The sequence below is a fragment of the Streptomyces subrutilus genome (genome assembly GCF_001746425.1).
Taxonomy (GTDB): domain Bacteria; phylum Actinomycetota; class Actinomycetes; order Streptomycetales; family Streptomycetaceae; genus Streptomyces; species Streptomyces subrutilus_A.
Genome location: NZ_MEHK01000001.1, coordinates 4,060,449 through 4,086,793, shown reverse-complemented (window position 1 = coordinate 4,086,793; position 26,345 = coordinate 4,060,449). Strand labels below are relative to the sequence as shown.

Here is a 26,345-nt window from a genome sequence, read left to right as displayed (position 1 = left end):
GCCCGGATTTCCGGCGGCCCCGCGCGGGGCCCGCCGCAGGCACTCACACCAGCAGGTCGTCCACCTGTGCCTCGCCCTCCCGGTACCGGCGGGTGATCTCCGCACTGCAGTCGTCCACCGTGCGCTGGAGCTGCTGGCGGCGCCGCGAGACCTGCTGCTCGTAGCGCACCAGCTTGCCCATCCCTTCGTAGAGCTCGCCGTCCGTGCGGGCGGCCAGGTCCGACAGCTCCACGTCGGCCAGCATCTCCGCCGCCAGCAGCCGGTACTCCTCGCTGTGCGGGGTGCCGAGCGTGACGTGCCGGGCGGAGGCGCTGCGGCTGGAAGGCGCGTCGGCGAGGATCTCGGAGAGCCGGTCCACCACCGGCGCCTCCGGGTCGGTGCGCCGGGCCAGCTCGGCCCGCAGGATGTCGATGCGGCCCTGGAGCATGCGGCGCACGTAGCTCAGATCGGCCTCGTCGCGCTGCGCGTCGCGGCGCAGCGCGCGCAGTTCCGGCAGTCCCAGGGCGCTGGTCGGCGCGCCGGCCGGGGCCGGGGCGTCGGCGGTGCGCTGGGCGGGCGGTCGTACCGCGGCGGCGACAGCAGGCGCGGACGACGTGGCCCCGGGTGATGCAGGTACGGAGGTACCAGAAGTATTCATGCGAACGAATCCGTCCCCTCGGCCGGTGCGGCGCACCCGCACCGCCTGCGTGCATGGTGCCACTCTCCGTGGCCCCGACGCAGTCCTACTCCACCCGATCGGCCCCGGACGGGTGCAACCCTGGTACACAGGTGTTATGCGAGCTGTGGTGCAGAGGGTGGACGGCGCGAGGGTCGTCGTCGGCGGCGAGACCGTGGGCGAGATCGTCGGCGAGGGGCTGTGCGTGCTGGTGGGAGTGACCCACGACGACACGCCGGAGAAGGCGGCTCTGCTGGCCCGCAAGCTGTGGTCGGTGCGGATCCTGGAGGCGGAGAAGTCCTGCAGCGACATCGACGCGCCGCTGCTGGTGATCTCCCAGTTCACGCTGTACGGAGACGTTCGCAAGGGCCGCCGGCCCACCTGGAACGCGGCCGCGCCCGGACCGGTGGCCGAGCCGCTGGTCGACGAGGTCGTGGCGCAGCTGCGGGCCCTGGGCGCGACGGTGGAGACGGGCCGCTTCGGCGCGGACATGCGGGTCTCGCTGACCAACCACGGCCCGTTCACCATCGTCATCGACGTCTAGTGCTGTGGCCGGGAAGGTTTGCCGGGTCGCGGCGTCCGGTGCGGTGCATCGCAAGGCGGAGGGCCACGGCTCGTACCGGACGTACTCGCGTGGCCCGACAACGCGGCGAGGTGCCGTGCCGGGGGCCGCGACCCGGTGAACCTTCCCGGCCACAGCACTAGCGGCGCCGCGGCACTCGGCGCCGGGGGTCAGGGCGCTACGACGACCTCCTGGGCGGCGGCCGTGTCCCCGACCAGCAGCGGCGCGTCCACCGGAACGTTCCGCTTGACCAGCGCGAGCGCGATCGGGCCCAGTTCGTGGTGGCGGACGGCGGTGGTCACGAAGCCCAGCTGACGGCCCTCGGAGCCGTCGGCGGCGAGCCGGACCGGCGCGCCGTGCGCCGGGAGCAGCACCTCGGAGCCGTCCAGGTGCAGGAAGACCAGGCGCCGCGGGGGCTTCCCCAGGTTGTGGACGCGGGCCACCGTCTCCTGGCCGCGGTAGCAGCCCTTCTGGAGGTGGACGGCGGTACCGATCCAGCCGAGCTCGTGCGGGATCGTGCGGTGGTCGGTCTCCAGGCCGAGCCGCGGCCGGTGCGCCTCGACACGCAGCGCCTCGTAGGCGAGGAGCCCGGCGGCGGGGCCGTGGGCGGCGGCGAAGGCCTCCAGCTCGGCGCGGGGCAGGAAGACGTCCCGGCCGTGCGCGGTCTCCCGTACGACGTGCTCCTTGGCGACCTCGGCGATGGAGCCGGCCGGCAGGTGCACCACCGCGAACTCCTCGGTGCGGTCCGCGACTTCGACGCGGTAGAAGAACTTCATGGACTCCAGGTAGGCGATCAGCTCCCCCTGGGTGCCGGGCTCCACGTGCGCCCAGGTGGTCTCGCCGTCGTCGACGAGGTAGAGCGCGTGCTCGATGTGGCCGTTGGCGGAGAGGATCAGCGCCTCGGTGGCCTGTCCGGACGGCAGCTCGGTGAGGTGCTGGGTGAGCAGCAGGTGCAGCCAGCTCAGCCGCTCCGGTCCGGTGACGGTGACGACTCCGCGGTGCGAGAGGTCGACGAAGCCGCGGCCGTCCGCGAGGGCTCGCTGTTCGCCGTACAGCTCGCCGTAGTGGGCGGCGACGCCCTCGTCGCGGCCTTCGGCCTGCACGGCGCCGGGGAGATGGAGCAAGGGGCTGCTGGTCATGGGACCAAGCGTACGACTCGGCTACGCGTGCCCGGCACGGGGTTTCGCGGCGCACTTCAGGCACAGCCCGAAGATCGCGAAGTGCTTCATGTCGGTCTCGAACCCGAAGGTCTCGCGGAGCTTGGCGGTGAACTCGGCGGCGATGTCCACATCGGCCTCGATCACCTCGTTGCAGTCGCGGCAGACCAGGTGGATGTGGTGGTGCCGGTCGGCGAGGTGGTAGGTGGGCGCGCCGTGGCCGAGGTGGGCGTGCGAGACGAGCTTCAGCTCCTCCAACAGCTCCAGCGTGCGGTAGACGGTGGAGATGTTGACGCCGGAGGCGGTCTTGCGCACCTCGGCGAGGATCGCGTCCGGGCTGGCGTGCCCCAGGGCGTCGACCGCCTCCAGTACGAGCTGGCGCTGCGGTGTCAGACGGTATCCGCGCTGTCGCAGGTCGGTCTTCCAGTCGACGCCTTCGGCGCGCCCGGTGCTGTCGGCCCTCTCGGTGCTCACCACCCGGCCAGTGTAAGCGCGGGAAGGGGACCGCAGGGCTTCCCCGCGGTCCCCTTCCCGTCGGCCGTGGGCCGGCGCGCGTGCGCGTCGGCCGCCAGCCCGTCACGCGTCAGCGGAAGAAGGCGATGCCGTCGTCCGGCATGTCCGGGAGGTTGCGCGCCATCTCGGCGACCTCCTCGGGGGTGACGACCTTCTTCAGCTGGGCCGACATGTACGGGCGCAGCTCCACCTCCGGAGTGGCCTTCTCGCCCACCCACATCAGGTCGCTCTTCACGTAGCCGTAGAGGCGCTTGCCACCGCTGTACGGGCCGGAGGCCGCAGTGCGCGCGACGGCGTCGGTGGCCAGGTCGATCTGGGGCTTCTGGTCGGCGAGCTCGCCGTACCAGACCTCGACGACACCCTGGTCGCGGACCATGACGATCTCGACCTTGCGGTCCTTGTCGATGCGCCAGTAACCCGATTCGGACTCCAGCGGCCGCACCTTGTTGCCCTCGGCGTCGAGGACCCAGGTGTGGGAGGTGTACTCGAGGAAGTCCCGGCCGTCGTGGCTGAAGACGACCTCCTGGCCGAAGTTGCACTTTTCCTCACCCGGGAAGTCGAAGACTCCCGCGCCCTCCCAGTTGCCGAGGAGGAAGGCGAGGGGGACGAGTCCCGGGTTCAGGTCGGACGGGATCTGGATCATGGATGGCTGCTCAGGCGATCTGTGGGAGGGGTTCCGGGGCGGTCGGCTGGGCGGATGCTCAGCGCTGACCCTGGTACAGCTTCTTGACGGCCAGGACGGTGAAGGCGAGGACGCCGACGCAGACCAGGACCAGCAGGGAGGTGAAGACTGCCTCAAGCACGGGGTGCTCCTCGGAGGATTCGTTTGGGGGTCCCCCCGGACGGAGTCCGAGGAGGGTACGGCCGGTCCCCAAGCCTACTGGCCCGGGGACCGGCGCACTCTGCGAGGTCGGCCGAACCGCCTCAGTGCAGCAGCTGCTCCTGGAGGATCACCGCCTGGTGGAACGGAATGGTCTCCACGGTCCCCTTGCGGGTCTGGAAGATCACCGCCTGGATGTCACCGGACTGGACGCATCCGGCCTTGACCTGCTCCTCGCCGGCCGGGTGGGCCTCCGCGAGCAGGGACACGTCGCGCAGGTCCGGGGCGGACTGGGCGTTCTTGGCCTTGTTCCAGGTGGTGTCGCCCTCCATGCGGTTGACACCGTTCACGTTCATGTCGATGCCACAGCCCTGGAAGGCGTCCACGAAGCCGGAGGAGTGGAAACGCAGCAGGTAGACACGGGTGCGGGTGCCGTCCGGCATCAGCCAGCCGCGGCCGGCGATCTGGCGCAGGCCGTCGTCGGCGAAGCCCTGCTTCATCTTCTCGCGCACGGTGGACTCGTACTCCTCCAGGAAGGTGTCGGGGGACACCGCCTGGTCCTTCTCCAGCTTCAGGTCCGGGTCCGGCCGGGAGCCCTGCGGGGCGGGCAGGAGCAGCTCCTGGAGCGAGGCGAAGTGGATGCCGTTTTCGTTGTCCTCGGCGAAGGGCTGTGCCGCCCCGGGCACCAGGGTGGGCTTGGCCAGCGCGGGGTAGACCCAGCGGCCGTCGTCCTCGGTGGACAGGCCCGGGATGTCGGTGCGCTCGGGCTGGACCATCCCGTACGTCACACCTGTGCCGGCGACCCCGAAGACGAGGACGGCGGCGGTCCAGCGCAGGAACGCGAACAGCTTGCGGCGGTCCTTCGGGGCGGCGGGGACGGCGGGGGCCTCCGGCTCGGCGACGGGGGCCGACTCGGCGACGGCGACAGGTGCCGGCTCGGCGACGGCGACGGCCGCCGGCTCGGCGACGGGCGCGGGTTCGGTGGCCTCCGGGGCGGGTCCGGTGGTGTTCTGCTCGGTCACACGGACTCCCCGGGGGACTTCAGGTGGGTCAGCTGGTTCTTGAAGAAGGCCGCGGCGTCGGCGCCGGAGAAGGGCTTGGGCCCGTAGGCGCGGAAGTTGACCAGGACGTCGCCCTGGACCGCCACGCAGTCGAGCGAGTCGATCTTCTCCTCCTTCTCCTCGCCGACGGCGAAGAGCGAGCACTTGGCGTCCGGGAAACCGTCCACCTTAGGTGCGTCGCGGTCGTCACCGGTGATCTCGAAGAGCTTCTTGGTGATCTCGGAGAACTTGCCGAGGGCCTGCGCGTCCGCCTGCATGATGCGGACCTCCAGCACCATCTGGCCGCCGCCCTTGGTGTAGCTGCGCCCGGCCAGGCCCTTGAGCTTCAGCTCGGCCAGCGCCTCGTCGCGCTTCTTGCGCTCGGTGCTGGACAGGCCCTTGCGGGAGTCCTTGAAGCCCTTGACCGCGCTCTCGCCGGAGACGAAGAAGTTGTTGCCGTCGCCGTCGAGGTCCGGGCCGAGGGCGTACGAGGTCGGCACCGGCAGCAGCTTGCCCGACAGGTCGTTCGGCGGCACGGGGGCCGGCGTCTCGGGCTTGGCCGGGTGCACGCCTTCGGCGGTCCAGTAACGGGTGGTCGCGGTCCGGTCGGCGCCCTGGACCGCGACCACGGCCCAGACGGCCCCGCCCGCGAGGACGGCCAGGGCCGTCGCACCGGCGATGACCGCGGCCTTGCGGCGGTTGAACGGGCGCGCGGGCGACTGCGGCTGTGCCTCGGCCGGCACCGCGTACGGGTTCCCGGGGACGTCCGCCGGAGCCTGGATGGCGTCGTTCTGCGGCTCGGTCACAGTCGCTCCAGCTGTCGCTTGGCCAGTTCGATGACGTCGCTCTCCGAGACCTTGCCCCGGTTCTCGACGTAGAAGATGTCCAGCACGATGTCGCCGCGGCGGGCGACGGCCCGGCCTTCGCGGAGCGGGTGGTACCCCGCCTTCTCCTGGAGCTTGGAGTCCACCCAGACGTGTCCGAGGTCGTCGGGGACGCCCGGGATGGACACGCCCTGGTTGCCCGCGAACTTCTCCTCGGGCATGTAGGCGGACTGCTCCTTCTGGTAGTCGTCCGCTCCCGAGAAGTCGTTGAACTGGATCAGGTTGACCTGGACGAAGACGCGGTCCCCCTCCGACCAGGCGGTCGACGCCATGCGCCGGACGCCGGCGGTCGCGAGGTCGCGGAAGGCGGCCTCGGGGCGCTCGAAGTTCACCGAGAAGTAGTCGAGGGAGTCGTAGCCGGTCCCGTCGGACTTCGCCCCGCCGGGCGCCTCGATCAGCATCTTGCCGAGGTCGTCGTCGGTCTTGTGCCAGCGGTTGGCGTTGATCGTCTTGTTCGTCGTGGTGTCGTCCGGCGCGAGGGCCTTCGGCGTCACGAGCTTCTGCTGGGCCAGCGGCGGCAGCGCGGTGGGCTCGCGGTGGTACTGGACCGCGTAGCCGGTGACCGTGCCGGCGAGGACGCCGAGGACGGCCGCGCCCGCGATCAGGAGTGTGGTGCGGCCCCGGCGGCGGCGCGGTGCGACGGCGGGCGCGGCAGACCCGGCGGGCGCGGCAGGTTCGGCGGATTCGGCGGGCGCGGCAGGTTCGGCGGGCTCGGCGGATTCGACCGGCGCCGGCTCGGCCGGCGTGGCCGGCTCGACGGACTCGGCGGCCGCGGCCGGAGTGTCCGAGTCCGGCCTGGTCTCCTCCTCTTTCCGCTGCTCAGGGATGGTCTGTTCGTGTTCCAAAGGAGTCCCCCACAGGACAGGAGGCGCCGGCTGAATGCCCGCGCGTACCCATGACCCATGCCGGGGGAGAGCAGTTGTATGAATGCTTATTACATTCTTATCTCACTGCGTTTCATTCCTCGCGACGCCGCTTTCCGTCCAGTTCGTCCCACCACTCGTCGGACTTCGGGTCCCCCGAGGGGTCGTCCCACCAGCGGTCGTCCGGCCCGCGCCGGTTCGCGATCAGCGCGGCGACCGGCGGGATGACCATGGCGACCACGCACATCGCCACGGCGGCCTCCACCGACCACAGCCGCACGAAGGACCAGGCGGAGACGAACAGGACCAGGCATCCGCCCATGAGCAGGAAGTAGACGCGTCGGCGCCGGGCGTACATGCCTCCAGCGTAGGAGCAGACGGCACGAAGGGCCGCACCCCGTTCCAGTGGCGTCCAACCCCCTGGGTGTCCCCCCGGACCGAGTCTGGGGGGCGGGTGCGGCCCTTCGGCCGATCAATCAGGCGATCACATGCGCGGTGCTCAGACCGCGATCGCCACGTCCGTCACTCCGCCGGCCTCGGCGACGACGACCTTGCGGTCCGCAGTGCCGCCCGGGACGAGCGCGCGCAGCGTCCAGGAGCCCTCGGCCGCGTAGAAGCGGAACTGGCCGGTCGCCGAGGTCGGGACCTCGGCGGTGAACTCGCCGGTCGAGTCCAGCAGGCGGACGTAGCCGGACACCGGCTCACCGCCCTGGGTGATCTGACCCTGGATCGCGGTCTCACCGGGCTTGAGCGTCGCGAGGTCGGGCCCGCCGATCTGTGCTCCACACATGTTCTCTGTCCTGTCCTAGAGAGAGGTTCTGACGACTACGGGCCTACGAGGCCCTGCATGCCCGGCAGGGCTACTTGTTGGCGCCGAGCTCGATCGGCACGCCGACCAGGGAGCCGTACTCGGTCCACGAGCCGTCGTAGTTCTTGACGTTCTTCTGACCGAGGATCTGGTGCAGCACGAGCCAGGTGAGCGCGGAGCGCTCACCGATGCGGCAGTAGGCGATGGTGTCCTTCGACAGGTCGACGCCCTCGGCCTCGTAGAGGGCCTTGAGCTCCTCGTCCGACTTGAAGGTGCCGTCGTCGTTGGCGTTCTTCGACCACGGGATGTTGCGGGCGCTCGGCACGTGGCCGGGACGCTGCGACTGCTCCTGCGGAAGGTGCGCCGGGGCGAGCAGCTTGCCGGAGAACTCGTCGGGCGACCGCACGTCGACCAGGTTCAGGGAGCCGATCGCGGCCACGACGTCGTCGCGGAAGGCGCGGATCGAGGTGTCCTGGGCCTTGGCCTTGTACTGGGTGGCCGGGCGGTTCGGGACGTCCTTGCCGTCGACCAGGTCGCGGGAGTCGAGCTCCCACTTCTTGCGGCCGCCGTCGAGCAGGCGGACGTCCTGGTGGCCGTAGAGCTTGAAGTACCAGAAGGCGTAGGACGCGAACCAGTTGTTGTTGCCGCCGTAGAGGACGACGGTGTCGTCGTTGGAGATGCCCTTGGCGGAGAGGAGCTTCTCGAAGCCCTCCTGGTCCACGAAGTCGCGGCGGACCGGGTCCTGGAGGTCGGTCTTCCAGTCGATCCGGACGGCGTTGGTGATGTGGTTCTTGTCGTACGCGGACGTGTCCTCGTCCACCTCGACGATGACGACGTTGGCGTCGTTCAGGTGGGCCTCGACCCAGTCGGCGTCTACGAGGACGTCGCTGCGGCTCATGGTGTTCTCCTCCGGGGCAGTGTGCGGCGGGGCTGTGCGGGGTGCTGACGGTGCTGGCTGTGCGGCGCACCGGCCGGCTGCGGTTTCTGGTGCCGCCGGATGGTGCGGGGCGTGCGTACGTCCGGGTGCACTCGCGGATCCGGTCCGGCGCGAGGAGGCGTCAGGGGATCGGGAGGCAGGTGCGGTCACGCGGGAAGGGCCGTCGTCCGGCGCTGGTGGAGCGGATGCGCTCACACGTCACATGGATCGACAGAGCATGGCGGCGACGCGACACAGGTCTACTGCCCGCCGCTTCGTGAGGTCCGCCTGCTGATGCTTCATAGCCATGGATCGTAGGGACGAACCGGCCGCCCTGTCACCGGTGTGTCATATTCCGAGACAGGATCGTCCGAATACTGGGATCGAAACGCCCGGAGCGGCCGCCGCACCGCTCCCCTGGGCCCTTGTGCGGCCCGTCCTTCTGCGGATCGGACCGCACCGTCTCACGATCCGGCCAGCGCCACGTCCGTGCCGCCCAGCGTGAGGTGTACACCCCTCTCGTCCGAGGTCAGGGCGGACAGGTGCAGCCCGGCGGGCAGCCCGGCGTCGAGGTCGCGCTCGAAGTCGGTCTTGCTGCGGACCCGCTTCTCGACCCCGGGGATCCCCTCGCCCGGCACCTCGTCGGCGCGCACCCGGACGATCTTGCCGCCCTTGCCGTCCGTCGCGTCCTCGAGGGTGATGGTCGACACCACGCTGTGCGTCAGCGACTTGCCGAGGACGTCCACCGTCGCGGTCACCTTCACCTTGTTCGCCGCCCCGCCGTAGGACAGGGTCGCGCCGGTCTGCGAGGCGGCGGTCAGGTCCGCGTACGTGATGAGGCCGGTGCCCTCGGCCCGCCGGGCGGTGCCGCTGCTGTAGTCCCCGTTCAGCTTCACGCCGCTGAAGGTGGCGTCCAGCTCGGAGAGCCGCGTCTTGCGGCCCTCCGCGGCCACGTCGACGCCCCGGAGCTTCAGGTCGACCCGGTCCAGATCGCGGCTCAGCGCCTGGGTCAGGAACGGGAACCCGCTGATCTCCACCTCCGCGGTGCCGGCCAGCCCCTGCCGGGCCTGGATCCGGTCGGCCAGCCGGTTCTCGGCGTAGTTCACCGCCCACCGGTCGGCTCCCACGAACAGGGCGCCCAGAACCACCCCGATGATCACAATGGCGCGCAGGAATCGCACGGGCCTACCCCCTACTTGTCGGTACGTGCGTTCTAGTTGACCATGGCCCTCGTCGGGGACGGATCAGGGACGGGTCAGCCCACCACCCGGCCGATCAGGTAGACGGCGGGGGCGGCGGCCGCCAGCGGCAGCGCGACACCGGCCGTCATGTGGACGAACTTCGACGGGTAGTCGTACGCCGCCACCCGCAGCCCGACCAGCGCGCACACCCCGGCGACGAGACCGAGCAGCGCTCCGCCGCCCACCCCGGCCCCGGCCAGCGGGCCCACGGCGATGCCCGAACCGGCGGCCGCGGCCAGCGAGACGCCGACGGAGGGCGCGGGCGGCAGCGGCAGGGCGCGGGCGAAGACGGCCACCGCGACGGCGGCGGCGCCGACGGTGACGGCCGCGTGGTCCGCGGCCAGGTAGCCGGCGCAGACGATGGCGAGGGCGGCCGAGGCCACCGAGGCCATCAGGCCGTACATCCGCTCGTCGGGGTCGGCGTGGCTGCGCAGCTGGAGGACGAGGGTGAGCAGCACCCAGGCTCCGAGGGTGCCGATGATCGCGCCCGGGCCGTAGGCCTCGTCCACCGCGAGCACCGCCGCGTCGGCGACGAGGGCTCCGGCGAAGGCGAGGGCGATGCCCTGGCGGGCGGGCCACATGCCGTTGAGGCGGAACCAGCCGGCCGCGGTGAGGCCCTGGAGGACGATCAGCGGCAGGAGCAGGGCGTAGTGGCCGACGGCCGCGGCCGCCGCGAGCAGCACCCCGAGGACGGCGGTCAGTATGGCCGACTGCGGACCCGGGTCGATGATCGGCGACCGGCCCTCGGCACGGGCCTGAGCCGGGTCGACGGCGCGCAGGGTGTTCCCGCCGAGGGTGGGCGGGGAGTACTCCGGCTCCTCGCCGGCGGCCGCCGACGGCCCGGGCTCCGCCCCCGGCACCGGGGGCAGGTACGCCGTCTGCTCGGCGGAGGGCTCCGCTGCCACGGGCGGCAGGTAGGCCGTCTGCTCGGCGGAAGGCTCCGCTGCCACGGGCGGCAGGTAGGCCGTCTGCTCGGCGGAAGGCTCCGCTGCCACGGGCGGCAGGTAGGCCGTCTGCTCGGCGGAAGGCTCCGCTGCCACGGGCGGCAGGTAGGCCGTCTGCTCGGCGGAAGGCTCGGCCGCCACGGGGCGCAGGTACGCCGTCTGCTCGGCCGGGGGCTCGGCCGCCCGGGGCGGGAGGTGAGCCGCCTGCGCGGCCCAGCTGGGCGCGGGCCCGGGGGCGGCGGCCTCGTCGCGGTACCAGCCCTCCGGGGCGGCCGGCTGCTGCGCGCCACCGGCGCCGGAGCCGGAGCCGGAGTACGGCGGCGGATACGCGGCCTGCCCGGCGGCCGGGGCCGGGGCCGGGTGGGACCAGTCCTGGGCCGGGGCGGGCGCCGGAGCCTGGGCCTGGGCCTCGTCGCGGAACCAGCCCTCGGGCGCGACCGGCTGCCCCGGCACCCCGCCCAGCGGCGGATGCACCGGCTGGTAGCCGGTGTCCCAGGTGTCGGACTGCCAGGTCTGGGTCCCGTAGGGGTCCTGGTACTGCTGCTGGGGCTGGCTCTGCTGCGGCTGCTGGTTCTGCTGCCGCAGCTCGTACTGCTGCTGTTCGTACTGCTGCTGCTCGTAGCGCTGCTGCTCGTACCGCTGCTGTTCCTCAGGCGTGCTCATCGGCTCCCGCTCACCCGCCCGCGAACGGCGGGAGCACCTCGACGGTGCCCCCCTCGGTCAGCAGGACGGAATCGTGCGGGCGCTTGCCCACAGGCTCATCGTTCACCAGGAAGGAGCAGCGCAGCAGGACCCGGGTCAGTTCCCCGGGGTGGCGTTCCCGCACGGCATCGAGCGCCTCGGCCAGCGTGCGCGCCGAGTACGGCTCCTCCGCCGTCTTGGCCGCGGCCTTGGCCGCCGCCCAGTAGCGGATGGTTCCGGTTGCCACTGCAGCTCCTATCGTCGGCTCTCTACCGTCGGCCTCCATGATGACGCCTCCGCGCCCCGCACCGGCCTGCCTCCGCGCGCCCCGGGGCAGGGGCGTGGCAGGAACCACAGAAGTGGACCCGGGGAAGACCTCGGCCCGGAAAGGGCCCGTGGGCTATTCTGCTGGCGAGAGGATCCGGGCAACGTTGCCCCCGGGTCCTTTTGTGCTTTCAGGACGTTGAACGAACCGAGAACAGTGGTATCCATCCGGGCCTCAGGGCGCGGGGCCCGCATGGAGACCGGCAGAGTCACCCGAGTCACCGTACGAAGCAGTACCGCGCACGTCCTCGACGGGACCGAGGAGGAACCGACGTGATGGACCAGCGATCCGTGCAGAACCGCCCGACCCGGGCAGGTGGTCAGGCATGAGCTCTCTTCTGCTGCTGACCAATGCCCTGCAGCCGTCCACCGAGGTGCTGCCCGCCCTCGGCCTGCTGCTGCACAACGTCAGGGTGGCCCCCGCCGAGGGCCCGGCACTGGTGGACACCCCGGGCGCCGACGTCATCCTGGTGGACGGCCGCCGTGACCTGCCGCAGGTGCGGTCGCTGTGCCAGTTGCTCCGCTCCACCGGTCCGGGCTGCCCGCTGATCCTGGTCGTGACCGAGGGCGGCCTCGCGGCCGTCACCGCCGACTGGGGCATCGACGACGTACTCCTGGACACCGCCGGTCCCGCCGAGGTCGAGGCGCGGCTGCGGCTGGCCACCGGCCGCCAGCAGCTGGGCTCGGACGACTCCCCCATGGAGATCCGCAACGGCGACCTGTCCGTGGACGAGGCGACGTACTCGGCGAAGCTGAAGGGCCGGGTCCTGGACCTCACCTTCAAGGAGTTCGAGCTGCTCAAGTACCTGGCGCAGCACCCGGGCCGGGTCTTCACGCGGGCGCAGCTGCTGCAGGAGGTCTGGGGCTACGACTACTTCGGCGGCACCCGGACGGTCGACGTCCACGTACGGCGGCTGCGCGCGAAGCTCGGTCCCGAGCACGAGTCGCTGATCGGTACGGTCCGCAACGTCGGCTACCGCTTCGTCACGCCGGAGAAGGTCGAGCGGGCGGCCGCCGAGGCCGCGGCGCAGGCGGCGGCGAAGGTGGCCGCCCAGGCCGCCGCGCAGGCCGGATCGTCCACGGCACCGGCCGGAGCACAGGCCACCGCTTAGCCGGGTCCGCGGGCCACCGGCTGGACAGGTCCGCGGGCCACCCGCAGACCGGCGCGGTCGCGCCCCGCAGACCGGTGCACTGGCCCGCGCACCGGCCTGGCGTCACCCGGTCGGCGGAGAAGCCCGCGGACATCCACTCCGCAGGACGCCCTGCCCACACGGAGGTCACCCCGCGTAGACTTCCGCGCGTGGCCAAGGTGACGCGGGATGACGTGGCGCGACTTGCGGGTACCTCTACCGCCGTCGTGAGCTACGTCATCAACAACGGACCCCGGCCGGTTGCCCCGGCCACGCGCGAGCGTGTACTCGCCGCGATCAAGGAGCTGGGCTACCGCCCGGACCGGGTCGCGCAGGCGATGGCGTCACGGCGCACCGACCTCATAGGCATGATCGTCCCCGATGCCCGGCAGCCGTTCTTCGCGGAGATGGCGCACGCGGTCGAGCAGGCCGCCGCCGAGCGCGGGAAGATGGTACTCGTCGGGAACTCCGACTACCGCGACGAGCGCGAGGTCCACTACCTGAGGGCCTTCCTCGGGATGCGGGTCTCCGGCCTGATCCTGGTCAGCCAGGGCATGAGCGAGCGCGCCGCGTCCGAGATCGAGGCGTGGGACGCGCGGGTCGTGCTGCTGCACGAGCGTCCGGAGGCCATCGACGACGTCGCGGTCATCACGGACGACATCGGCGGCGCCCAGATGGCGACCCGGCACCTGCTGGAGCACGGCCACGCGTACGTGGCCTGCATCGGCGGGGTCGAGAACACCCCGTCGGTCGGCGACCCGGTGGCCGACCACGTCGAGGGCTGGCGCCGGGCCATGCTGGAGTCCGGCCGCTCGGTCGAGGGCCGTCTCTTCGAGGCCCCGTACAACCGGTACGACGCGTACCGGGTGGCCCTCGAGGTCCTGTCCGGACCGGACCGTCCCCCGGCGATCTTCTGCGCCACGGACGACCAGGCCATCGGCGTGCTCCGGGCGGCCCGCGAGCTGCGGATCGACGTGCCGGGGGAGCTGGCCGTCGCGGGCTTCGACGACGTGAAGGAGGCGGCCCTCACGGACCCGCCGCTGACCACGATCGCCTCGGACCGGCCGGCGATGGCCCGCGCCGCGGTGGACCTCGTCCTGGACGACGCCCTGCGCGTGGCCGGCTCCCGCCGCGAACGCCTCAAGCAGTTCCCGTCAGCCCTGGTGATCCGCCGCTCCTGCGGCTGCCGCTAGCCGCGGGCCCCGGCTTCCGGAGGAGGCCGGGCACGGCCCCGGAACGTCCGGGCCGGGCACGGCTTTATATCGGGCATACGCGGTTCTGTCGGGCTTCTCAGGCCGGGCTCAGGAAGCTCTCATCATCCGCCGCCAGAGTCGTGGCCATGACCGAGAGCTTCCGCCGCGAAGGCGAGTACCCGCAGGAGCACCGTCCGACCCCGGCCGGGGCGGCCTACCCGCCGCCGCCCTCGTACCCGCCCGCCGCGCCCGGCTGGCACGAGGCGCACGAGCCGCCGGTCATCCGGGGCGAGACCGTCCCCGCGGTCGTCCCGGTCGTCCCGGTCGTCCCGGAGCCCGCTCCGCCCGTCCGTCACCGCGCCAAGAAGCCCGTCTCCCTCATCGCCGCCGTCGCCCTCGCGGCGGCCGTGGTCGGAGGCGGTACCGCGGCCGCCGTCCAGCAGCTGATGGGCGGTCCGGCGGGCGGCGGCGCCGGCGGCGCCGGCGGCGTCAACGGCACCAACGTCTCCCAGTCCTACACCGGCACGGTCTCCGGCGTCGCCGAGCAGAACAGCCCCTCCGTGGTCCGCATCGACACCCGCACCGGCTCGGGCCAGGGCACCGGCTCCGGCATCGTCCTCACGGCCGACGGGGAGATCGCCACCAACAACCACGTCATCAGCGGCGCCTCCGAGATCCAGGTGACGACGAGCGACGGCAAGAAGTACCCCGCCAAGATCGTCGGAACCGACCCCGACAAGGACCTCGCCCTCATCAAGCTCCAGGGCGCCGGCGGACTCCGGCCCGCCAAGCTCGGCGACTCCGGCAGCCTCAAGGTCGGCGAGCAGGTCGTCGCGATCGGCTCCCCCGACCGCCTCACCGGCACCGTCACCAGCGGCATCGTCTCCGCCCTCGAACGCGAGGTGAACGTCGCGAAGCCGCAAGCGCAGTCCCCCCGGCAGCAGGGCGACGGCGGCTGGCCCTTTTCGTACGGCGGCCAGGAATTCAACGGGAACACCGGCTCGGACACGGCCTCGTACAAGGCCATCCAGACGGACGCCTCCCTCAACCCGGGCAACTCGGGCGGCGCCCTGTTCAACATGAACGGCGAGATCGTGGGCATGCCCTCGGCGATCTACTCCCCCGGCAGCGGCGGCGACGCCGGCAGCGTCGGCCTCGGCTTCGCCATCCCGGTCGACACCATCAAGGCCGACCTGGACTCCCTGCGCAAGGGCGGCCCCGGCGGCGCGGGCTCCAGCGGCACCGGCGGCGGCAACAGCACCGCCAACGGCTTCGGCACCTCGTACTAGTGCTGTGGCCGGGAAGGTTTGCCGGCTCGCGGCGTCCGGTGCGGTGCATCGCAAGGCGGAGGGCCACGGCTCGTACCGGACGTACTCGCGTGGCCCGACCACGCGGCGAGGTGCCGTGGCGGGGGCCGCGACCCGGTGAACCTTTCCGGTCACAGCACCAGCCCGTCGTGCGAGGCTGGGAGGCGCCAGCCCGCTCCGCACACCACCCTGGGGGACGACCCGTGCATGCCACCGAAGGCGACCAGCACCGGATCCTCGTCGTCGACGACGAGCCGGCCGTCCGCGAGGCCCTGCGGCGCAGCCTCGCCTTCGAGGGGTACGCCGTCCAGACCGCCGTCGACGGGATCGACGCCCTCGACAGGGCGGCCTCGTATGCCCCCGACCTGATCGTCCTGGACATCCAGATGCCCCGGATGGACGGCCTGACGGCCGCCCGCCGGCTGCGCGCCGCGGGCAGTGTCACCCCGATCCTGATGCTCACCGCCCGCGACACCGTAGGCGACCGCGTCACCGGCCTCGACGCGGGCGCCGATGACTACCTGGTCAAGCCCTTCGAGCTCGACGAGCTGTTCGCCCGCGTGCGCGCGCTGCTGCGCCGCAGCTCCTACGCCGCCCCGCAGGCGGGCGAAGAGGCCGTCGAGGACGCGCTGACCTTCGGCGACCTGCGCATGGACCTGGCCACCCGCGAGGTCACCCGGGCCGGACGCCCGGTGGAGCTGACCCGTACCGAGTTCACGCTGCTGGAGATGTTCCTCGCGCACCCGCGCCAGGTCCTCACCCGCGAGCAGATCCTCAAGACCGTCTGGGGCTTCGACTTCGAGCCCAGCTCCAACTCCCTGGACGTGTACGTGATGTACCTGCGCCGCAAGACGGAGGCGGGCGGCGAGCCCCGCCTGGTCCACACCGTGCGCGGGGTGGGCTACGTACTGCGCGCCGGCGAGAGCGGTCCGGAGTGAGCCCCGCCGCCAGATTCCGCGCGCTCCCGCTGCGCTCCCGCCTCGCGCTGCTGGTCACGGTGGCGGTGGCGCTGGCCGTGGCGGCCGTCGCCGCCGTGTCCTGGGTGATGGTGCGCACCCAGCTCCGCGACCAGCTGGACAGCTCGCTGCGCGCCACCAACGCGGTCGCCCAGGCCCAGCAGGTCTTCGAGGCCTCCGGGGGGCGGTGCGTCCCCGGCGGTTCCGTGACCGACCGGGCGCCCAACAACCTCAGCGCACAGGTGCAGGTCGTCCTGCCCGACGGCCGGCAGTGCTGGGTCGACGGCAAGAGCACCCTCCCGGTCACCGGGACCGAGCTGGGGGTGGCCAAGCGGCTCCGGGGCGCCTCCCTCTACGACTCGACCACCTCCGACGGGGCGGCCGTCCGGGTCTACACCCAGCCCGCCATCGTGAACGGGGTGCCCGCCGCACTGTCCGTGGCCAAGCCGCTCGCCGACATCGAGAAGCCGCTGTCCACCCTGGCCTGGGTTCTGCTGCTGGTCTGCGGCATCGGCGTGGTCGGCGCGGGCGCGGCCGGGCTGTGGGTGGCCCGGACCGGGCTGCGGCCCGTCGACGAACTGACCGGCGCCGTCGAGCACATCGCCCGCACCGAGGACCTCACCGTCCGCATCCCCGACGAGGGCGACGACGAGATCGCCCGCCTGTCGCGGTCCTTCAACTCCATGACGGCGGCCCTCGCCTCCTCCCAGGAGCGGCAGGCGCAGCTGATCGCCGACGCCGGGCACGAGCTGCGCACCCCGCTGACCTCGCTGCGGACGAACATCGAGCTGCTGGCGCGCAGCGAGGACACCGGCCGGGCGATCCCGCCCGAGGACCGCAGGGAGCTGCTGGCCTCGGTGAAGGCGCAGATGACGGAGCTCGCCGCGCTGATCGGCGACCTCCAGGAGCTGTCCCGCCCCGACGCCGTGTCCCCCGGTCCGCTGGAGGTGGTGGCCCTGCACGAGATCGCGGGGGCCGCGCTGTCCCGGGCCCGGCTGCGCGGTCCGGAGCTGGAGTTCGGCTCCTGCCTGGAGCCCTGGTACGTACGGGGCGAGGCGGCCGCGCTGGAGCGGGCGGTGGTCAACGTCCTGGACAACGCGGTGAAGTTCAGCCCGCCGGGCGGGGCGGTGGAGGTGACGCTGCGGGCGGGCGAGCTGCGCGTACGGGACCACGGACCGGGCATCCCCGCCGAGGACCTCCCGCACGTCTTCGAGCGGTTCTGGCGCTCTCCCTCGGCCCGCGCCCTGCCCGGCAGCGGCCTCGGCCTGTCGATCGTGGCCCGTACGGTGGCCCGCGCGGGCGGGAGCGCCGAACTGCGGGCGGCGGCCGACGGCGGGCCGGGCGCGGAGGCGGTGCTGCGCATCCCGGGAGCCCCGTCCCCGCCGCCCGGGACCTCAGTTGTGCCGGATCAGTGAGGAGACCAGGCCGGAGCGGGTGTTCGGGAAGTCCATCGGGACGATCCCGAGCCCGGTCCGGCCGGCCATCTCCCCGCCGTCGACGAAGCCGTGCACCTGCGGGTTCAGCCGGTCGGAGTTCCAGCGCGGCGGCATGTACGCCGCGGTGCTGACGTAGTTCACGAAGAGCTTGCCGGGCTGCTGGACGGCCTTGCGGAAGTGGTTCTCGATCTTGCCTCGTTTGGCGAAGGGCTCGGCGTTCCAGTCGTCCTGGATGTCGAAGACGTTGCCGTCGCCGTAGCGCAGGCCGGGCAGTCCGCCGTTATCGGCGAGCAGGACCACCTTGCCGCGGGCCTGGCCGAGCGTGGGCAGGGTGTCGGCGATCCGGAACAGCGGGCGCCAGCCGCGGTGGTCGAGGTAGTCGTCGAAGACCGCGCGGAAGGTGGCGTCGCTCTCCCCGGAGTACTCCTGCTTGACGCGCATCAGCACGGTCTCGGAGGGGTGCGCGGCGAGGAAGTTCCGGCAGGCGACGAGGACGTCCCCGAACATCAGGTCCTGGAAGAAGGCCGCGTGGTGGATGGCGAAGGAGCCGCCCGTGACCCGGCAGCGCACGTCGAGGAAGCGGATGCCGGAGTCGAGCTGCTGGGCGATCGAGGTGTTCTGGCAGGCGACGTAGAGGCCGCCCTTGGTGGCGCCGGAGTCGTGCGTGCCGGGGATGGTCATCCGCTGGAGGGGCGTGGAGTCGCCGAGGCCGGCCATCCAGTCCTGGGTGCCGAGCGCGGCGGCCGAGGCGGGTGGTGCTCCGAGCCCGACGGCCGCGCCCGCGGCCAGTGCTCCGGCCAGAAACGCCCGCCGGTCCAGTCCCGTGCCCATGCCCATGTCCGCCCCTTCGCCGACCCAGTGGTGGGACCGGATTATGGCGTGCGGAACCAGCCTTTACTACCCGTCGGTAGAGGCGAACTTCGAGGCAACCGCCTTGGGAGACGGGCGAGTTGGGACAGCCTGGGACAGGCCGCTAGCCGTCCAGCAGCTCGGTCGTCATGCGCAGCCCCCGGGCGATGGCCTGCCCGTCGGGGGTGTGCTGCGGGTCGGTGAGGTGCTGGACCATCACGCCCGTCAGCAGCGCGATGTGCACCGACCCCAGGGCCTGCACGTCCGCGTCGGTGACCGCGTCCTCGGGCACCCCGCGCAGCTGCGCCGCCACCATCCGCCGGGACCTGCGCTGGCCCTCGGCGAGGGTGGCGAGCAGTTCGGGCGAGGACTGCGCGTGCACGAAGGCCTCGACGTTGGCGATCCACAGCCAGCGCATGTCGCCGAAGTCCCGGATCTTGCGGTCCCAGGTGTCGGCGTAGCGCTCGGCGGCGGTGTCGCCCTGCCCGGCGAGCCGGCCGGATCCCGCGGCCCACTCGTCCATCGCGGCGAAGAGCGCCTGGTTCAGCAGCGCCTCCCGCGATCCGAAGTGGTAGCCGATCGCGGCCATGCTGACCTTCGACGCCGTGGCGATGTCGCGCACGGTCGTGCGGAGGTACCCCTTCTCCTCAAGGCAGCGCCGGGCTCCGGCCAGCAGGTCCTCGCGATTTCCCATGGCGGGATCGTATCCGCGCCCCGATTTGGGCGAGTGCCCAAGACAAGCGTATTGCGCGCTTGCCCAAATCCTGGCAGGGTGAAGCCACCGCAAGATCCACGGGCCCACGGGAGGCACGAGCCATGCGCCACGAGCTGAAGATCGACGACCGCACCCTCTCCTACCTGGACTTCGGGGGCCCCGGCCGGCCGCTGCTCGCCCTGCACGGCGGCCTCTCCGAAGCTGCCGCCTACACCGGCCTGGCCACCGCACTGCGCGACGAGTGGCGGGTCATCGCCCCCGACCAGCGCGGCCACGGCGACTCCGACCGCACCCCCGCCTACGACCGCGAGGGCTACGTGGGCGACGCCGCCGCCCTGCTGGAGCACCTGGACCCGGGCGGCCCGCTGCCCGTACTCGGCTTCTCCCTCGGCGGCACCAACGCCTACCACCTGGCGGCAGCCCGCCCCGACCTGGTCTCCGCGCTGATCATCGTGGACTCCCCCGTGGAAGTCGTGCGCAAGGACGGCCCGGACTTCTGGGCCTTCCTCCACGACCTCCCGTACACCGCGCCGACCCGCGAGGAACTCATCACCGCCCTCGGCCCGCTGGGCCCGACCTACGCCCCCGCGCTGCGCCCCGACGGCAGCGGCTGGCGGCTCCCGTTCCACCCGCAGGACACCCTGGCCACCCTCGCGGGCGCCTACGGCGACCGCTGGGACGTCTGGCTCGCGAGCGACTGCCCGGCCCTGCTGATCCACGGCCTGCGCAGCGAGGCGCTCTCCCGGGAGCAGGCCGCCGCGATGGTCTCCCGGCGGCCCGGGACCTCGTACACCGCCCTCGACACCGAGCACTTCGTGCCCTTCCAGGACCCGGAGGGCTTCCACAAGGCCGTCCACACCTTCCTCACGACCCTCTGAACCCGGCCGGGGAACGCCAAAGGGGCGGCGGGCCGTCGGGCCCACCGCCCCTTTGGGCGTGCTGTCACGCGGGTGTGGCGAGTGCTACTTGATGACGGTGATCCGGTCCGCCACCGGCGGGACGATCGGGTTCGCCGCCGTCGACTTGCCCAGGTAGGCGTTGAAGCAGTCCAGGTCGGGCGCGCCGACCAGCTTGTTCTTGTGCTCCTTCAGGACGGTGAAGCCGTCACCGCCGCCCGCGAGGAACTCGTTCATCGCGACCCGGTAGGTCTTGGCGGGGTCGATCGCCGCGCCGTTCAGCTTCACCGAGTCCACGACGATGCGGTCCGCACCGGACCTGGTCATGTCCAGGGTGTACGTGAAGCCCTTCGACACCTGCAGGATCTTGGGGCTGGCGCCGTTGACCGGGCCGCTCACCTGCTGCTGGAGCGCGGTGATCAGCTGCGCGCCCGTCAGGTCCACGATGTTCATCATGTTGTTGAACGGCTGGACCGTGTAGGACTCGCCGTACGTCACCACACCGTCGCCCTCGTCCCCGGCCGCCTTGTAGGCGAGGTCGGCACGGATGCCGCCCGGGTTCATGAGGGCCAGCTGCGCGCCGCCCTTGTCGGCCGGGGCCAGCGCCTCCAGCTGCGCGTCGGCGATCAGGTCGCCGAGCGGCTTCTCCGGCGCCTCCGAGCCGCGGCCCGGGATGTCGGCGGAGATGAAGCCCTGCGGGCGGTTCGCGATCGGGGCCGCGAGCTCGCTCCAGCGCTGGATCAGCTCGGTCATGTCCGAGGCCTTGGGCTGGTCGCGGGTGACGACCTTGTTGACCGGCTTCGGCGAGCTGACCGGCGTACGGACGATGTCCTTGGTCTGCCGGTCGTAGGTCAGCGTGGTGTCCGTGAACAGCCGGCCGTAGGAGGCGGCCGAGGTCACCATGCGCGGGTTGCCCGCCGGGTCCGGGATGGTGCAGGCGTACGCCTGGTGCGTGTGGCCGGTCACCAGCGCGTCGACCTTGGGGTCGAGGTTCTTGGCGATGTCCACGATCGGGCCGGAGATGCCGGCGCCCGCGCCGGGGACGTCGCAGTCGTAGTTGTACGCGCCGTTCGCGGGCAGACCGCCCTCGTGGATCAGCGCGACGATCGACTTCACGCCCTGCTTGTTCAGCTCGGCGGCGTACTTGTTGATCGACTCGACTTCGTCCTCGAACTTCAGGCCCTTGACGCCCTCGGCGGTGACGATGTCCGCAGTGCCCTCCAGGGTGACGCCGATGAAGCCGATCTTCACGTCCCCCTTCTTCCAGATGAAGGTGGGGTTCATCATCGGACGCTTGGTCTTCTCGTCCGTGACGTTCGCCGCGAGGAACTTGAACTCGGATCCGGTGAACTCCTTGCCGGGCTCGAAGCAGCCCTCGACCGGGTGGCAGCCGCCGTACGCCATGCGGCGCAGCTCGGCCTTGCCCTCGTCGAACTCGTGGTTGCCGACGCCCGTGACGTCCAGGTCGAGCTTGTTCAGCGCCTCGATGCTCGGCTCGTCGTGGAAGAGCCCGGACAGCATCGGGCTGCCGCCGATCATGTCGCCCGCCGCGGCGGTGACGGAGTACTCGTGGCCCTTGCGGGCTTCGCGCAGGCTGGTGGCGAGGTACTCGACACCGCCCGCGGGTATGGCCTTGGTGGTGCCGTCGGCCTGACGTTCGGTCACATTGCCGGACGAGCCCTGCGGGGGCTCGAGCGTGCCGTGGAAGTCGTTGAACGACAGCAGCTGCACGTCGACGGTCCGGCTCTTGGCGGCACCGCCACCACTCGCGGCGCCGGCCGGCAGAGCGGCGGCGACCATCGCCCCGGCCCCTGCCGTGACGGCGAGAGCGGTGAGGGTCAACCGGCGGGTGCGGCGGTGCCGTTGTGGTGTCGCTGACATTTAGTCCCCTTTGTGGACAGCGAGACAAACTTGGGAGGTCCGCCGCAGCCTATTGTCAACGCGCGTAGCACGACAGGGGGTATCGGGTATCGAGGTGGTTACGCGCAAAAGACGGACCGACGCCCGGGCCGCGCCCGCCGGGCCGCGCCCACCCCGCCGCCCGCCGCGGTCGTAGGCTCAAGGCATGACTGACGCAGCAGCGGCCCTGGAGCCGGGACGGCAGATTGAGACCCTCGACGAGCTGACGGAGGAACAGGCCGAGGCCGTCCTCGCCCTCATCGAGGACGCGGCACGCACCGACGGCACCACCGCCGTGTCCGAGCAGGGCCGCCTCCAGCTGCGCGGCGGGCCGCGCGAGGGCATCCGGCACTTCCTGCTCACCGAGAGCGGCCGGCTCTCCGGATACGGGCAACTGGAGGACACCGACCCGGTGGAGGCCCCCGCCGCCGAACTCGTCGTCCACCCCGCGCTGCGCGGCCGCGGCCACGGGCGCGCGCTCGGCACGGCCCTGCTGGCCGCCTCCGGCAAGCGGATCCGGGTCTGGGCGCACGGCGGCAAGTCGGCCGCGCGGCACCTGGCGCAGGTGCTGGGCCTGACCCTCTTCCGCGAGCTGCGCCAGCTGCGCCGGCCGCTCGGCCCGGACGCGGACCCGTTGCCGGAGCCGGTGCTGCCGGCCGGCGTGACCGTACGGACCTTCGTGCCCGGCAGCGACGACGCGGCCTGGCTCGCGGCGAACGCGGCCGCCTTCGCCCACCACCCCGAGCAGGGCGCGCTGACCCAGCGCGACCTGGACGACCGGATGGCGCAGCCGTGGTTCGACCCGGAGGGATTCTTCCTCGCCGAGCGCGACGGGGAGCTGGTCGGCTTCCACTGGACGAAGGTCCACCGGGCCGAGCAGCTGGGCGAGGTCTACGTGGTCGGCGTCCGCCCGGGCGCCCAGGGCGGCGGCCTCGGCAAGGCCCTGACCGCGATCGGCCTGCGGCACCTCGCCGCGGGGGGGGTGCCGACGGCGATGCTGTACGTCGACGCCGACAACGCGGCGGCGCTGGCGGTCTACGAGCGCATGGGCTTCACGACCCACGAGGTGGACCTGATGTACCGCACCGAAAGCTGACCCACCGCCCGCCCGGGGCCGGGCCTCCCACTGGAACCGGGGCCCGGCCGGGGCCGCGAATCCGGCGCAGCCGAGGGCCCGGTGCGGCCGGGGCCGGGGCGGGGCCGGCAGGGCAAGGCTCCGGCCGCACCGTGCCCGACCCTCGCCCGGGCCGGCGCTCGGCCGGGACCGAGGCTGGCGATCCGGCGAAGCCGAGGTGCCCCGTGCGGCCGGGGCCGGCAGGGCAAGGGGATGTGATGGACCCTGAGATCCGGCGGAGCCTAGGGGCCCGGTGCGGCCGAGGATCCGGTGCGGCCGGGGTCCGGCAGGGCCGGGCCGGCCGGGCGAGGGGATGCAGCGGCGCGAGATCCGGCGGAGCCGGGGATTCCCTTGAGCTGGAGCGGCCCTGTCGGGGTGTGGGGCGGGGTCCCTCCGGAGTGTCTCCTCGGCTCGCGCACCGAGCCGCGGCTGCGGAAGACCGGACCCGGGTTGCGCGCTCGTCCTGCGGGGACCCTCCTGCGGGCCCCCACCCCACCGCCGGGCTTCGTCAGCCGAGGGGTGTGGGGCCGTGCAGGGGTGTCCCCGCAGGACGAGCGCGCAACCTCGGCCGAGGCTTCGGACGAGGCTCAGTGCGCGAGCCGAGGAGACACCCCGGAGGGGCCCCGCACCCCGCCCCTCACCGACCAACCCCAGCCCCGCCGGCGCCTGAGGTGCGGGATCCCGGAGCAGAGCCCCCAGGCTGCCGCTCCGCCTGCGATTAGGCGCGGGGTCGGGGACGCAGCCCCGACCTCTCAGCCCGCCACCTCCAGCCCAACCTGGGCTTCCGGCCCGGGACCGGGGCGGAGCGCCGGACCTCAAGCCCGCCGGGCACCTCCGCCCCCGCCGGGCACCTCCCAGCCCCGCCGGCGTTTGAGGCGCGGGGGCCCGGGGGGCGGGGCCCCGGTCGAGCGCGGGCGGGGCGCTGGAGGCGCGGGGGCCCGGGGGCGCGGGGCCCCGGGCTTTGAGCCCCGCCGGCGATTGAGGCGCGGGGGCCGGGCAGCGGAGTCCGGCGGCAGTCGCAACCCCGCCGGACCCCGGAAGCCACGCGCCATTAACCGGGCATTCAGACGCGCTTGCGACTCTCCCCGCATGCAGCCCCGACTCCGACTGACGGCCGACACTTCCGACGCGCCTGTCCTCCCGCATGCGCGGAAGAATGGAGTCATGAGCCACAAGCCCAGCGCAGGCCCCACCGAGGTCCCCGCCCAGCACCCGTCCCCCTCGTCCGCCGCCCCCGCGGGAACGCCGGGCTTGGCCGTCACCGGCGCGCACGCACGCATAGGCTCCATCAGCGCGCACCGCCCCCACGTCGACCTCGAGCCCGATCTCGACGCCGATCTGGACGCCTACGACGACAAGGACGGCGGAGAGCTCCCGCCCGGCCGCTTCCTCGACCGGGAGCGCAGCTGGCTGGCCTTCAACGAGCGGGTGCTGGAGCTCGCGGAGGATCCGACGACGCCGCTCCTGGAGCGCGCCAACTTCCTGGCGATCTTCGCGAGCAACCTCGACGAGTTCTTCATGGTCCGCGTCGCCGGCCTCAAGCGCCGCATCGCGACCGGCGTCGCCACCCGTTCGGCCTCAGGCCTCCAGCCCCGCGAGGTGCTGGACCTCATCTGGACCCGCTCGCGCGAGCTCATGGCCCGGCACGCCGCCTGCTTCCAGCAGGACATCTGCCCGGCCCTGGCCGAGGAGGGCGTCCACCTCATCCGCTGGCCGGACCTCACCGAGAAGGAGCAGGCGCGCCTCTTCACCCTGTTCCGCAACCAGATCTTCCCGGTGCTGACCCCGCTGGCCGTCGACCCCGCGCACCCCTTCCCGTACATCTCCGGCCTCTCCCTGAACCTGGCCGTGGTCGTGCGCAACCCCGTCAGCGGCCACCGCCACTTCGCCCGGGTCAAGGTCCCGCCGCTCCTCTCCCGCTTCCTGGAGGCCTCCCCGCACCGCTACGTCCCGCTGGAGGACGTCATCTCCGCGCACCTGGAGGAGCTGTTCCCCGGCATGGAGGTGCTCGCGCACCACATGTTCCGCGTGACCCGCAACGAGGACCTCGAGGTGGAGGAGGACGACGCCGAGAACCTCCTCCAGGCCCTGGAGAAGGAGCTCATGCGGCGCCGCTTCGGCCCGCCCGTCCGCCTGGAGGTCGAGGAGTCCATCGACCCCGGCGTACTGGACCTCCTCGTGCAGGAGCTGAACGTCGACGCCTCGGAGGTGTACCCGCTGCCCGGGCCGCTGGACCTGACCGCCCTCTTCGGGATCTCCTCCCTGGACCGGCCCGAGCTGAAATACCCGAAGTTCATCGCCGGCACCCACCGGGACCTCGCCGAGGTCGAGTCCGCGTCGGCGCCCGACATCTTCGCCGCGCTGCGCGAGCGGGACGTGCTGCTGCACCACCCGTACGACTCCTTCTCCACCTCGGTGCAGGCCTTCCTGGAGCAGGCCGCCGCCGACCCGGACGTCCTCGCGATCAAGCAGACGCTGTACCGCACCTCCGGCGACTCCCCGATCGTGGACGCCCTGATCGACGCCGCCGAGGCCGGCAAGCAGGTCCTCGTACTGGTCGAGATCAAGGCCCGTTTCGACGAGCAGGCCAACATCAAGTGGGCGCGCAAGCTGGAGGAGTCCGGCTGCCACGTCGTCTACGGGCTCGTCGGCCTCAAGACCCACTGCAAGCTGTCGCTCGTCGTGCGCCAGGAGGGCGACCAGCTGCGCCGCTACTCGCACGTGGGCACCGGCAACTACCACCCCAAGACGGCCCGGCTCTACGAGGACCTCGGCCTGCTCACCGCCGACCCGCAGGTCGGCGCGGACCTCTCCGACCTGTTCAACCGGCTGTCGGGCTACTCGCGCCGCGAGACCTACCGCCGGCTGATGGTGGCGCCCCGCTCGCTGCGCGACGGGCTGATAGCCCGCATCGACAAGGAGGCCGCCCACCACCGGGCCGGCCGACCCGCGTACGTGCGCCTGAAGATGAACTCGATCGTCGACGAGGCCCTCATCGACTCGCTCTACCGGGCATCGCAGGCCGGCGTGCCCGTCGACATCTGGGTCCGCGGCATCTGCGCGGTGCGCCCGGGAGTACCGGGGCTCTCGGAGAACATCCGGGTCCGTTCGATCCTCGGCCGGTTCCTGGAGCACTCGCGGGTCTTCGCCTTCGGCAACGGCGGCGAGCCCGAGGTGTGGATCGGCAGCGCCGACATGATGCACCGCAACCTCGACCGCCGTATCGAGGCACTGGTCAGGGTCGCCGACCCGGCCCACCGCGCGGCCCTGGACCGGATGCTGGAAACCGGGATGTCCGACGTCACGTCCTCCTGGCACCTGGGCCCGGACGGCGAATGGACCCGGCACAGCACGGACGCGGAAGGCCAGCCGCTGCGGCACGTACAGGAGATGCTCATAGACGCCCGGAGGCGCCGGCGTGGCTCAGCCAAACCATGACCCG

Annotated in this window: 26 protein-coding genes; 9 read left to right on the top strand and 17 right to left on the bottom strand. The window is 72.3% G+C overall.

Features of this window, described 5'->3' with window-relative positions; genetic code table 11:
* Nucleotides 1-43 precede the first annotated feature (43 nt).
* On the bottom strand, nucleotides 44-637 hold the full coding sequence (locus BGK67_RS19400; RefSeq protein WP_069921266.1) for an RsiG family protein: 594 nt from the start codon (nucleotides 635-637) through the stop codon (nucleotides 44-46).
* A gap of 136 nt (nucleotides 638-773) precedes the next feature.
* Between BGK67_RS19400 and dtd the strand changes: the two genes are divergently transcribed.
* Complete coding sequence (dtd, locus tag BGK67_RS19395) at nucleotides 774-1,199, top strand: D-aminoacyl-tRNA deacylase (RefSeq protein ID WP_069921265.1); 426 nt, start codon at nucleotides 774-776, stop codon at nucleotides 1,197-1,199.
* Nucleotides 1,200-1,387: 188 nt separating this feature from the next.
* On the opposite strand, the gene BGK67_RS19390 is transcribed toward dtd, so the two are convergent.
* From BGK67_RS19390 to BGK67_RS19335, 13 genes are all read right to left on the bottom strand, one after another.
* Entirely contained in the window at nucleotides 1,388-2,356 is a 969-nt protein-coding gene (locus BGK67_RS19390; protein ID WP_069921264.1) for a CAF17-like 4Fe-4S cluster assembly/insertion protein YgfZ, read from the bottom strand.
* Nucleotides 2,357-2,377: 21 nt separating this feature from the next.
* Complete coding sequence (locus tag BGK67_RS19385; RefSeq protein WP_107488995.1) at nucleotides 2,378-2,848, bottom strand: Fur family transcriptional regulator; 471 nt, start codon at nucleotides 2,846-2,848, stop codon at nucleotides 2,378-2,380.
* A 109-nt stretch (nucleotides 2,849-2,957) separates the two neighbouring features.
* Nucleotides 2,958-3,530 (bottom strand): heme-binding beta-barrel domain-containing protein, encoded by a 573-nt coding sequence (locus BGK67_RS19380; RefSeq protein ID WP_069921262.1) that lies wholly within the window; start codon nucleotides 3,528-3,530, stop codon nucleotides 2,958-2,960.
* A 281-nt stretch (nucleotides 3,531-3,811) separates the two neighbouring features.
* Complete coding sequence (locus BGK67_RS19375; protein ID WP_069921261.1) at nucleotides 3,812-4,729, bottom strand: hypothetical protein; 918 nt, start codon at nucleotides 4,727-4,729, stop codon at nucleotides 3,812-3,814.
* Entirely contained in the window at nucleotides 4,726-5,553 is an 828-nt protein-coding gene (locus BGK67_RS19370) for a hypothetical protein (protein WP_244291265.1), read from the bottom strand. The genes BGK67_RS19375 and BGK67_RS19370 overlap by 4 nt, the downstream gene beginning before the upstream one ends.
* A complete protein-coding gene (locus tag BGK67_RS38945) occupies nucleotides 5,550-6,476 on the bottom strand; it encodes a hypothetical protein (protein ID WP_069921260.1) in 927 nt (308 codons plus the stop codon). Before BGK67_RS38945 ends, BGK67_RS19370 begins: the two co-directional genes overlap by 4 nt.
* Before the next feature lie 112 nt (nucleotides 6,477-6,588).
* Complete coding sequence (locus tag BGK67_RS19360; RefSeq protein WP_069921259.1) at nucleotides 6,589-6,852, bottom strand: DUF3099 domain-containing protein; 264 nt, start codon at nucleotides 6,850-6,852, stop codon at nucleotides 6,589-6,591.
* Nucleotides 6,853-6,993: 141 nt separating this feature from the next.
* On the bottom strand, nucleotides 6,994-7,284 hold the full coding sequence (locus tag BGK67_RS19355; RefSeq protein ID WP_069921258.1) for a DUF1416 domain-containing protein: 291 nt from the start codon (nucleotides 7,282-7,284) through the stop codon (nucleotides 6,994-6,996).
* 70 nt (nucleotides 7,285-7,354) lie between these two features.
* Nucleotides 7,355-8,200: a sulfurtransferase gene (locus BGK67_RS19350; RefSeq protein ID WP_069921257.1), complete on the bottom strand. Its 846-nt coding sequence runs from the start codon at nucleotides 8,198-8,200 to the stop codon at nucleotides 7,355-7,357.
* A 237-nt stretch (nucleotides 8,201-8,437) separates the two neighbouring features.
* On the bottom strand, nucleotides 8,438-8,521 hold the full coding sequence (locus tag BGK67_RS41215; protein ID WP_350206375.1) for a putative leader peptide: 84 nt from the start codon (nucleotides 8,519-8,521) through the stop codon (nucleotides 8,438-8,440).
* 161 nt (nucleotides 8,522-8,682) lie between these two features.
* Nucleotides 8,683-9,399, bottom strand: coding sequence for an LmeA family phospholipid-binding protein (locus BGK67_RS19345; protein ID WP_069921256.1), 717 nt, complete (start codon nucleotides 9,397-9,399; stop codon nucleotides 8,683-8,685).
* A gap of 74 nt (nucleotides 9,400-9,473) precedes the next feature.
* On the bottom strand, nucleotides 9,474-11,066 hold the full coding sequence (locus BGK67_RS19340) for a hypothetical protein (RefSeq protein WP_244291264.1): 1,593 nt from the start codon (nucleotides 11,064-11,066) through the stop codon (nucleotides 9,474-9,476).
* Between the two features lie 10 nt (nucleotides 11,067-11,076).
* Complete coding sequence (locus BGK67_RS19335; protein WP_069921255.1) at nucleotides 11,077-11,331, bottom strand: MoaD/ThiS family protein; 255 nt, start codon at nucleotides 11,329-11,331, stop codon at nucleotides 11,077-11,079.
* A 403-nt stretch (nucleotides 11,332-11,734) separates the two neighbouring features.
* Between BGK67_RS19335 and BGK67_RS19330 the strand changes: the two genes are divergently transcribed.
* The 5 genes from BGK67_RS19330 (at nucleotide 11,735) to BGK67_RS19310 (ending at nucleotide 17,409) form a co-directional block, all read left to right on the top strand.
* Entirely contained in the window at nucleotides 11,735-12,520 is a 786-nt protein-coding gene (locus BGK67_RS19330; protein WP_069921254.1) for a response regulator transcription factor, read from the top strand.
* 188 nt (nucleotides 12,521-12,708) lie between these two features.
* On the top strand, nucleotides 12,709-13,731 hold the full coding sequence (locus BGK67_RS19325; protein WP_069921253.1) for a LacI family DNA-binding transcriptional regulator: 1,023 nt from the start codon (nucleotides 12,709-12,711) through the stop codon (nucleotides 13,729-13,731).
* Nucleotides 13,732-13,877: 146 nt separating this feature from the next.
* Entirely contained in the window at nucleotides 13,878-15,020 is a 1,143-nt protein-coding gene (locus BGK67_RS19320) for a S1C family serine protease (protein WP_069921252.1), read from the top strand.
* A 221-nt stretch (nucleotides 15,021-15,241) separates the two neighbouring features.
* Complete coding sequence (locus BGK67_RS19315; protein WP_069921251.1) at nucleotides 15,242-15,976, top strand: response regulator transcription factor; 735 nt, start codon at nucleotides 15,242-15,244, stop codon at nucleotides 15,974-15,976.
* Complete coding sequence (locus BGK67_RS19310; RefSeq protein WP_069921250.1) at nucleotides 15,973-17,409, top strand: sensor histidine kinase; 1,437 nt, start codon at nucleotides 15,973-15,975, stop codon at nucleotides 17,407-17,409. Before BGK67_RS19315 ends, BGK67_RS19310 begins: the two co-directional genes overlap by 4 nt.
* On the opposite strand, the gene BGK67_RS19305 is transcribed toward BGK67_RS19310, so the two are convergent.
* Together BGK67_RS19305 and BGK67_RS19300 are read right to left on the bottom strand one after the other, a co-directional pair.
* Nucleotides 17,389-18,267: a phosphatidylinositol-specific phospholipase C gene (locus tag BGK67_RS19305; RefSeq protein ID WP_432215462.1), complete on the bottom strand. Its 879-nt coding sequence runs from the start codon at nucleotides 18,265-18,267 to the stop codon at nucleotides 17,389-17,391. The genes BGK67_RS19310 and BGK67_RS19305 overlap by 21 nt on opposite strands.
* Nucleotides 18,268-18,403: 136 nt before the next feature.
* Complete coding sequence (locus tag BGK67_RS19300) at nucleotides 18,404-18,973, bottom strand: TetR/AcrR family transcriptional regulator (protein ID WP_069921248.1); 570 nt, start codon at nucleotides 18,971-18,973, stop codon at nucleotides 18,404-18,406.
* 122 nt (nucleotides 18,974-19,095) lie between these two features.
* Between BGK67_RS19300 and BGK67_RS19295 the strand changes: the two genes are divergently transcribed.
* Nucleotides 19,096-19,872 carry an alpha/beta fold hydrolase gene (locus tag BGK67_RS19295; protein WP_069921247.1) on the top strand — a complete coding sequence of 259 codons (777 nt, stop codon included), beginning with the start codon at nucleotides 19,096-19,098 and terminating at the stop codon, nucleotides 19,870-19,872.
* Between the two features lie 84 nt (nucleotides 19,873-19,956).
* On the opposite strand, the gene BGK67_RS19290 is transcribed toward BGK67_RS19295, so the two are convergent.
* On the bottom strand, nucleotides 19,957-21,771 hold the full coding sequence (locus BGK67_RS19290) for a bifunctional metallophosphatase/5'-nucleotidase (protein ID WP_069921246.1): 1,815 nt from the start codon (nucleotides 21,769-21,771) through the stop codon (nucleotides 19,957-19,959).
* Nucleotides 21,772-21,955: 184 nt separating this feature from the next.
* Here BGK67_RS19290 and mshD point away from each other — a divergent pair, with 184 nt between their 5' ends.
* Nucleotides 21,956-22,885 (top strand): mycothiol synthase, encoded by a 930-nt coding sequence (gene mshD / locus BGK67_RS19285; RefSeq protein WP_069921245.1) that lies wholly within the window; start codon nucleotides 21,956-21,958, stop codon nucleotides 22,883-22,885.
* Between the two features lie 1,182 nt (nucleotides 22,886-24,067).
* Nucleotides 24,068-26,341, top strand: coding sequence for an RNA degradosome polyphosphate kinase (locus BGK67_RS19280; RefSeq protein WP_208948716.1), 2,274 nt, complete (start codon nucleotides 24,068-24,070; stop codon nucleotides 26,339-26,341).
* The last annotated feature ends 4 nt before the right edge of the window (nucleotides 26,342-26,345 follow it).

Coding starts and splice junctions, on each gene's coding strand:
- BGK67_RS19400 (WP_069921266.1), bottom strand. CDS start 637: ATGAATACTTCTGGTACCTCCGTACCTGCATCACCCGGGGCCACGTCG.
- dtd (WP_069921265.1), top strand. CDS start 774: ATGCGAGCTGTGGTGCAGAGGGTGGACGGCGCGAGGGTCGTCGTCGGC.
- BGK67_RS19390 (WP_069921264.1), bottom strand. CDS start 2,356: ATGACCAGCAGCCCCTTGCTCCATCTCCCCGGCGCCGTGCAGGCCGAA.
- BGK67_RS19380 (WP_069921262.1), bottom strand. CDS start 3,530: ATGATCCAGATCCCGTCCGACCTGAACCCGGGACTCGTCCCCCTCGCC.
- BGK67_RS19360 (WP_069921259.1), bottom strand. CDS start 6,852: ATGTACGCCCGGCGCCGACGCGTCTACTTCCTGCTCATGGGCGGATGC.
- BGK67_RS19355 (WP_069921258.1), bottom strand. CDS start 7,284: ATGTGTGGAGCACAGATCGGCGGGCCCGACCTCGCGACGCTCAAGCCC.
- BGK67_RS19350 (WP_069921257.1), bottom strand. CDS start 8,200: ATGAGCCGCAGCGACGTCCTCGTAGACGCCGACTGGGTCGAGGCCCAC.
- BGK67_RS41215 (WP_350206375.1), bottom strand. CDS start 8,521: ATGAAGCATCAGCAGGCGGACCTCACGAAGCGGCGGGCAGTAGACCTG.
- BGK67_RS19340 (WP_244291264.1), bottom strand. CDS start 11,066: ATGAGCACGCCTGAGGAACAGCAGCGGTACGAGCAGCAGCGCTACGAG.
- BGK67_RS19330 (WP_069921254.1), top strand. CDS start 11,735: ATGAGCTCTCTTCTGCTGCTGACCAATGCCCTGCAGCCGTCCACCGAG.
- BGK67_RS19320 (WP_069921252.1), top strand. CDS start 13,878: ATGACCGAGAGCTTCCGCCGCGAAGGCGAGTACCCGCAGGAGCACCGT.
- BGK67_RS19305 (WP_432215462.1), bottom strand. CDS start 18,267: ATGGGCATGGGCACGGGACTGGACCGGCGGGCGTTTCTGGCCGGAGCA.
- BGK67_RS19300 (WP_069921248.1), bottom strand. CDS start 18,973: ATGGGAAATCGCGAGGACCTGCTGGCCGGAGCCCGGCGCTGCCTTGAG.
- BGK67_RS19295 (WP_069921247.1), top strand. CDS start 19,096: ATGCGCCACGAGCTGAAGATCGACGACCGCACCCTCTCCTACCTGGAC.
- BGK67_RS19290 (WP_069921246.1), bottom strand. CDS start 21,771: ATGTCAGCGACACCACAACGGCACCGCCGCACCCGCCGGTTGACCCTC.
- mshD (WP_069921245.1), top strand. CDS start 21,956: ATGACTGACGCAGCAGCGGCCCTGGAGCCGGGACGGCAGATTGAGACC.
- BGK67_RS19280 (WP_208948716.1), top strand. CDS start 24,068: ATGAGCCACAAGCCCAGCGCAGGCCCCACCGAGGTCCCCGCCCAGCAC.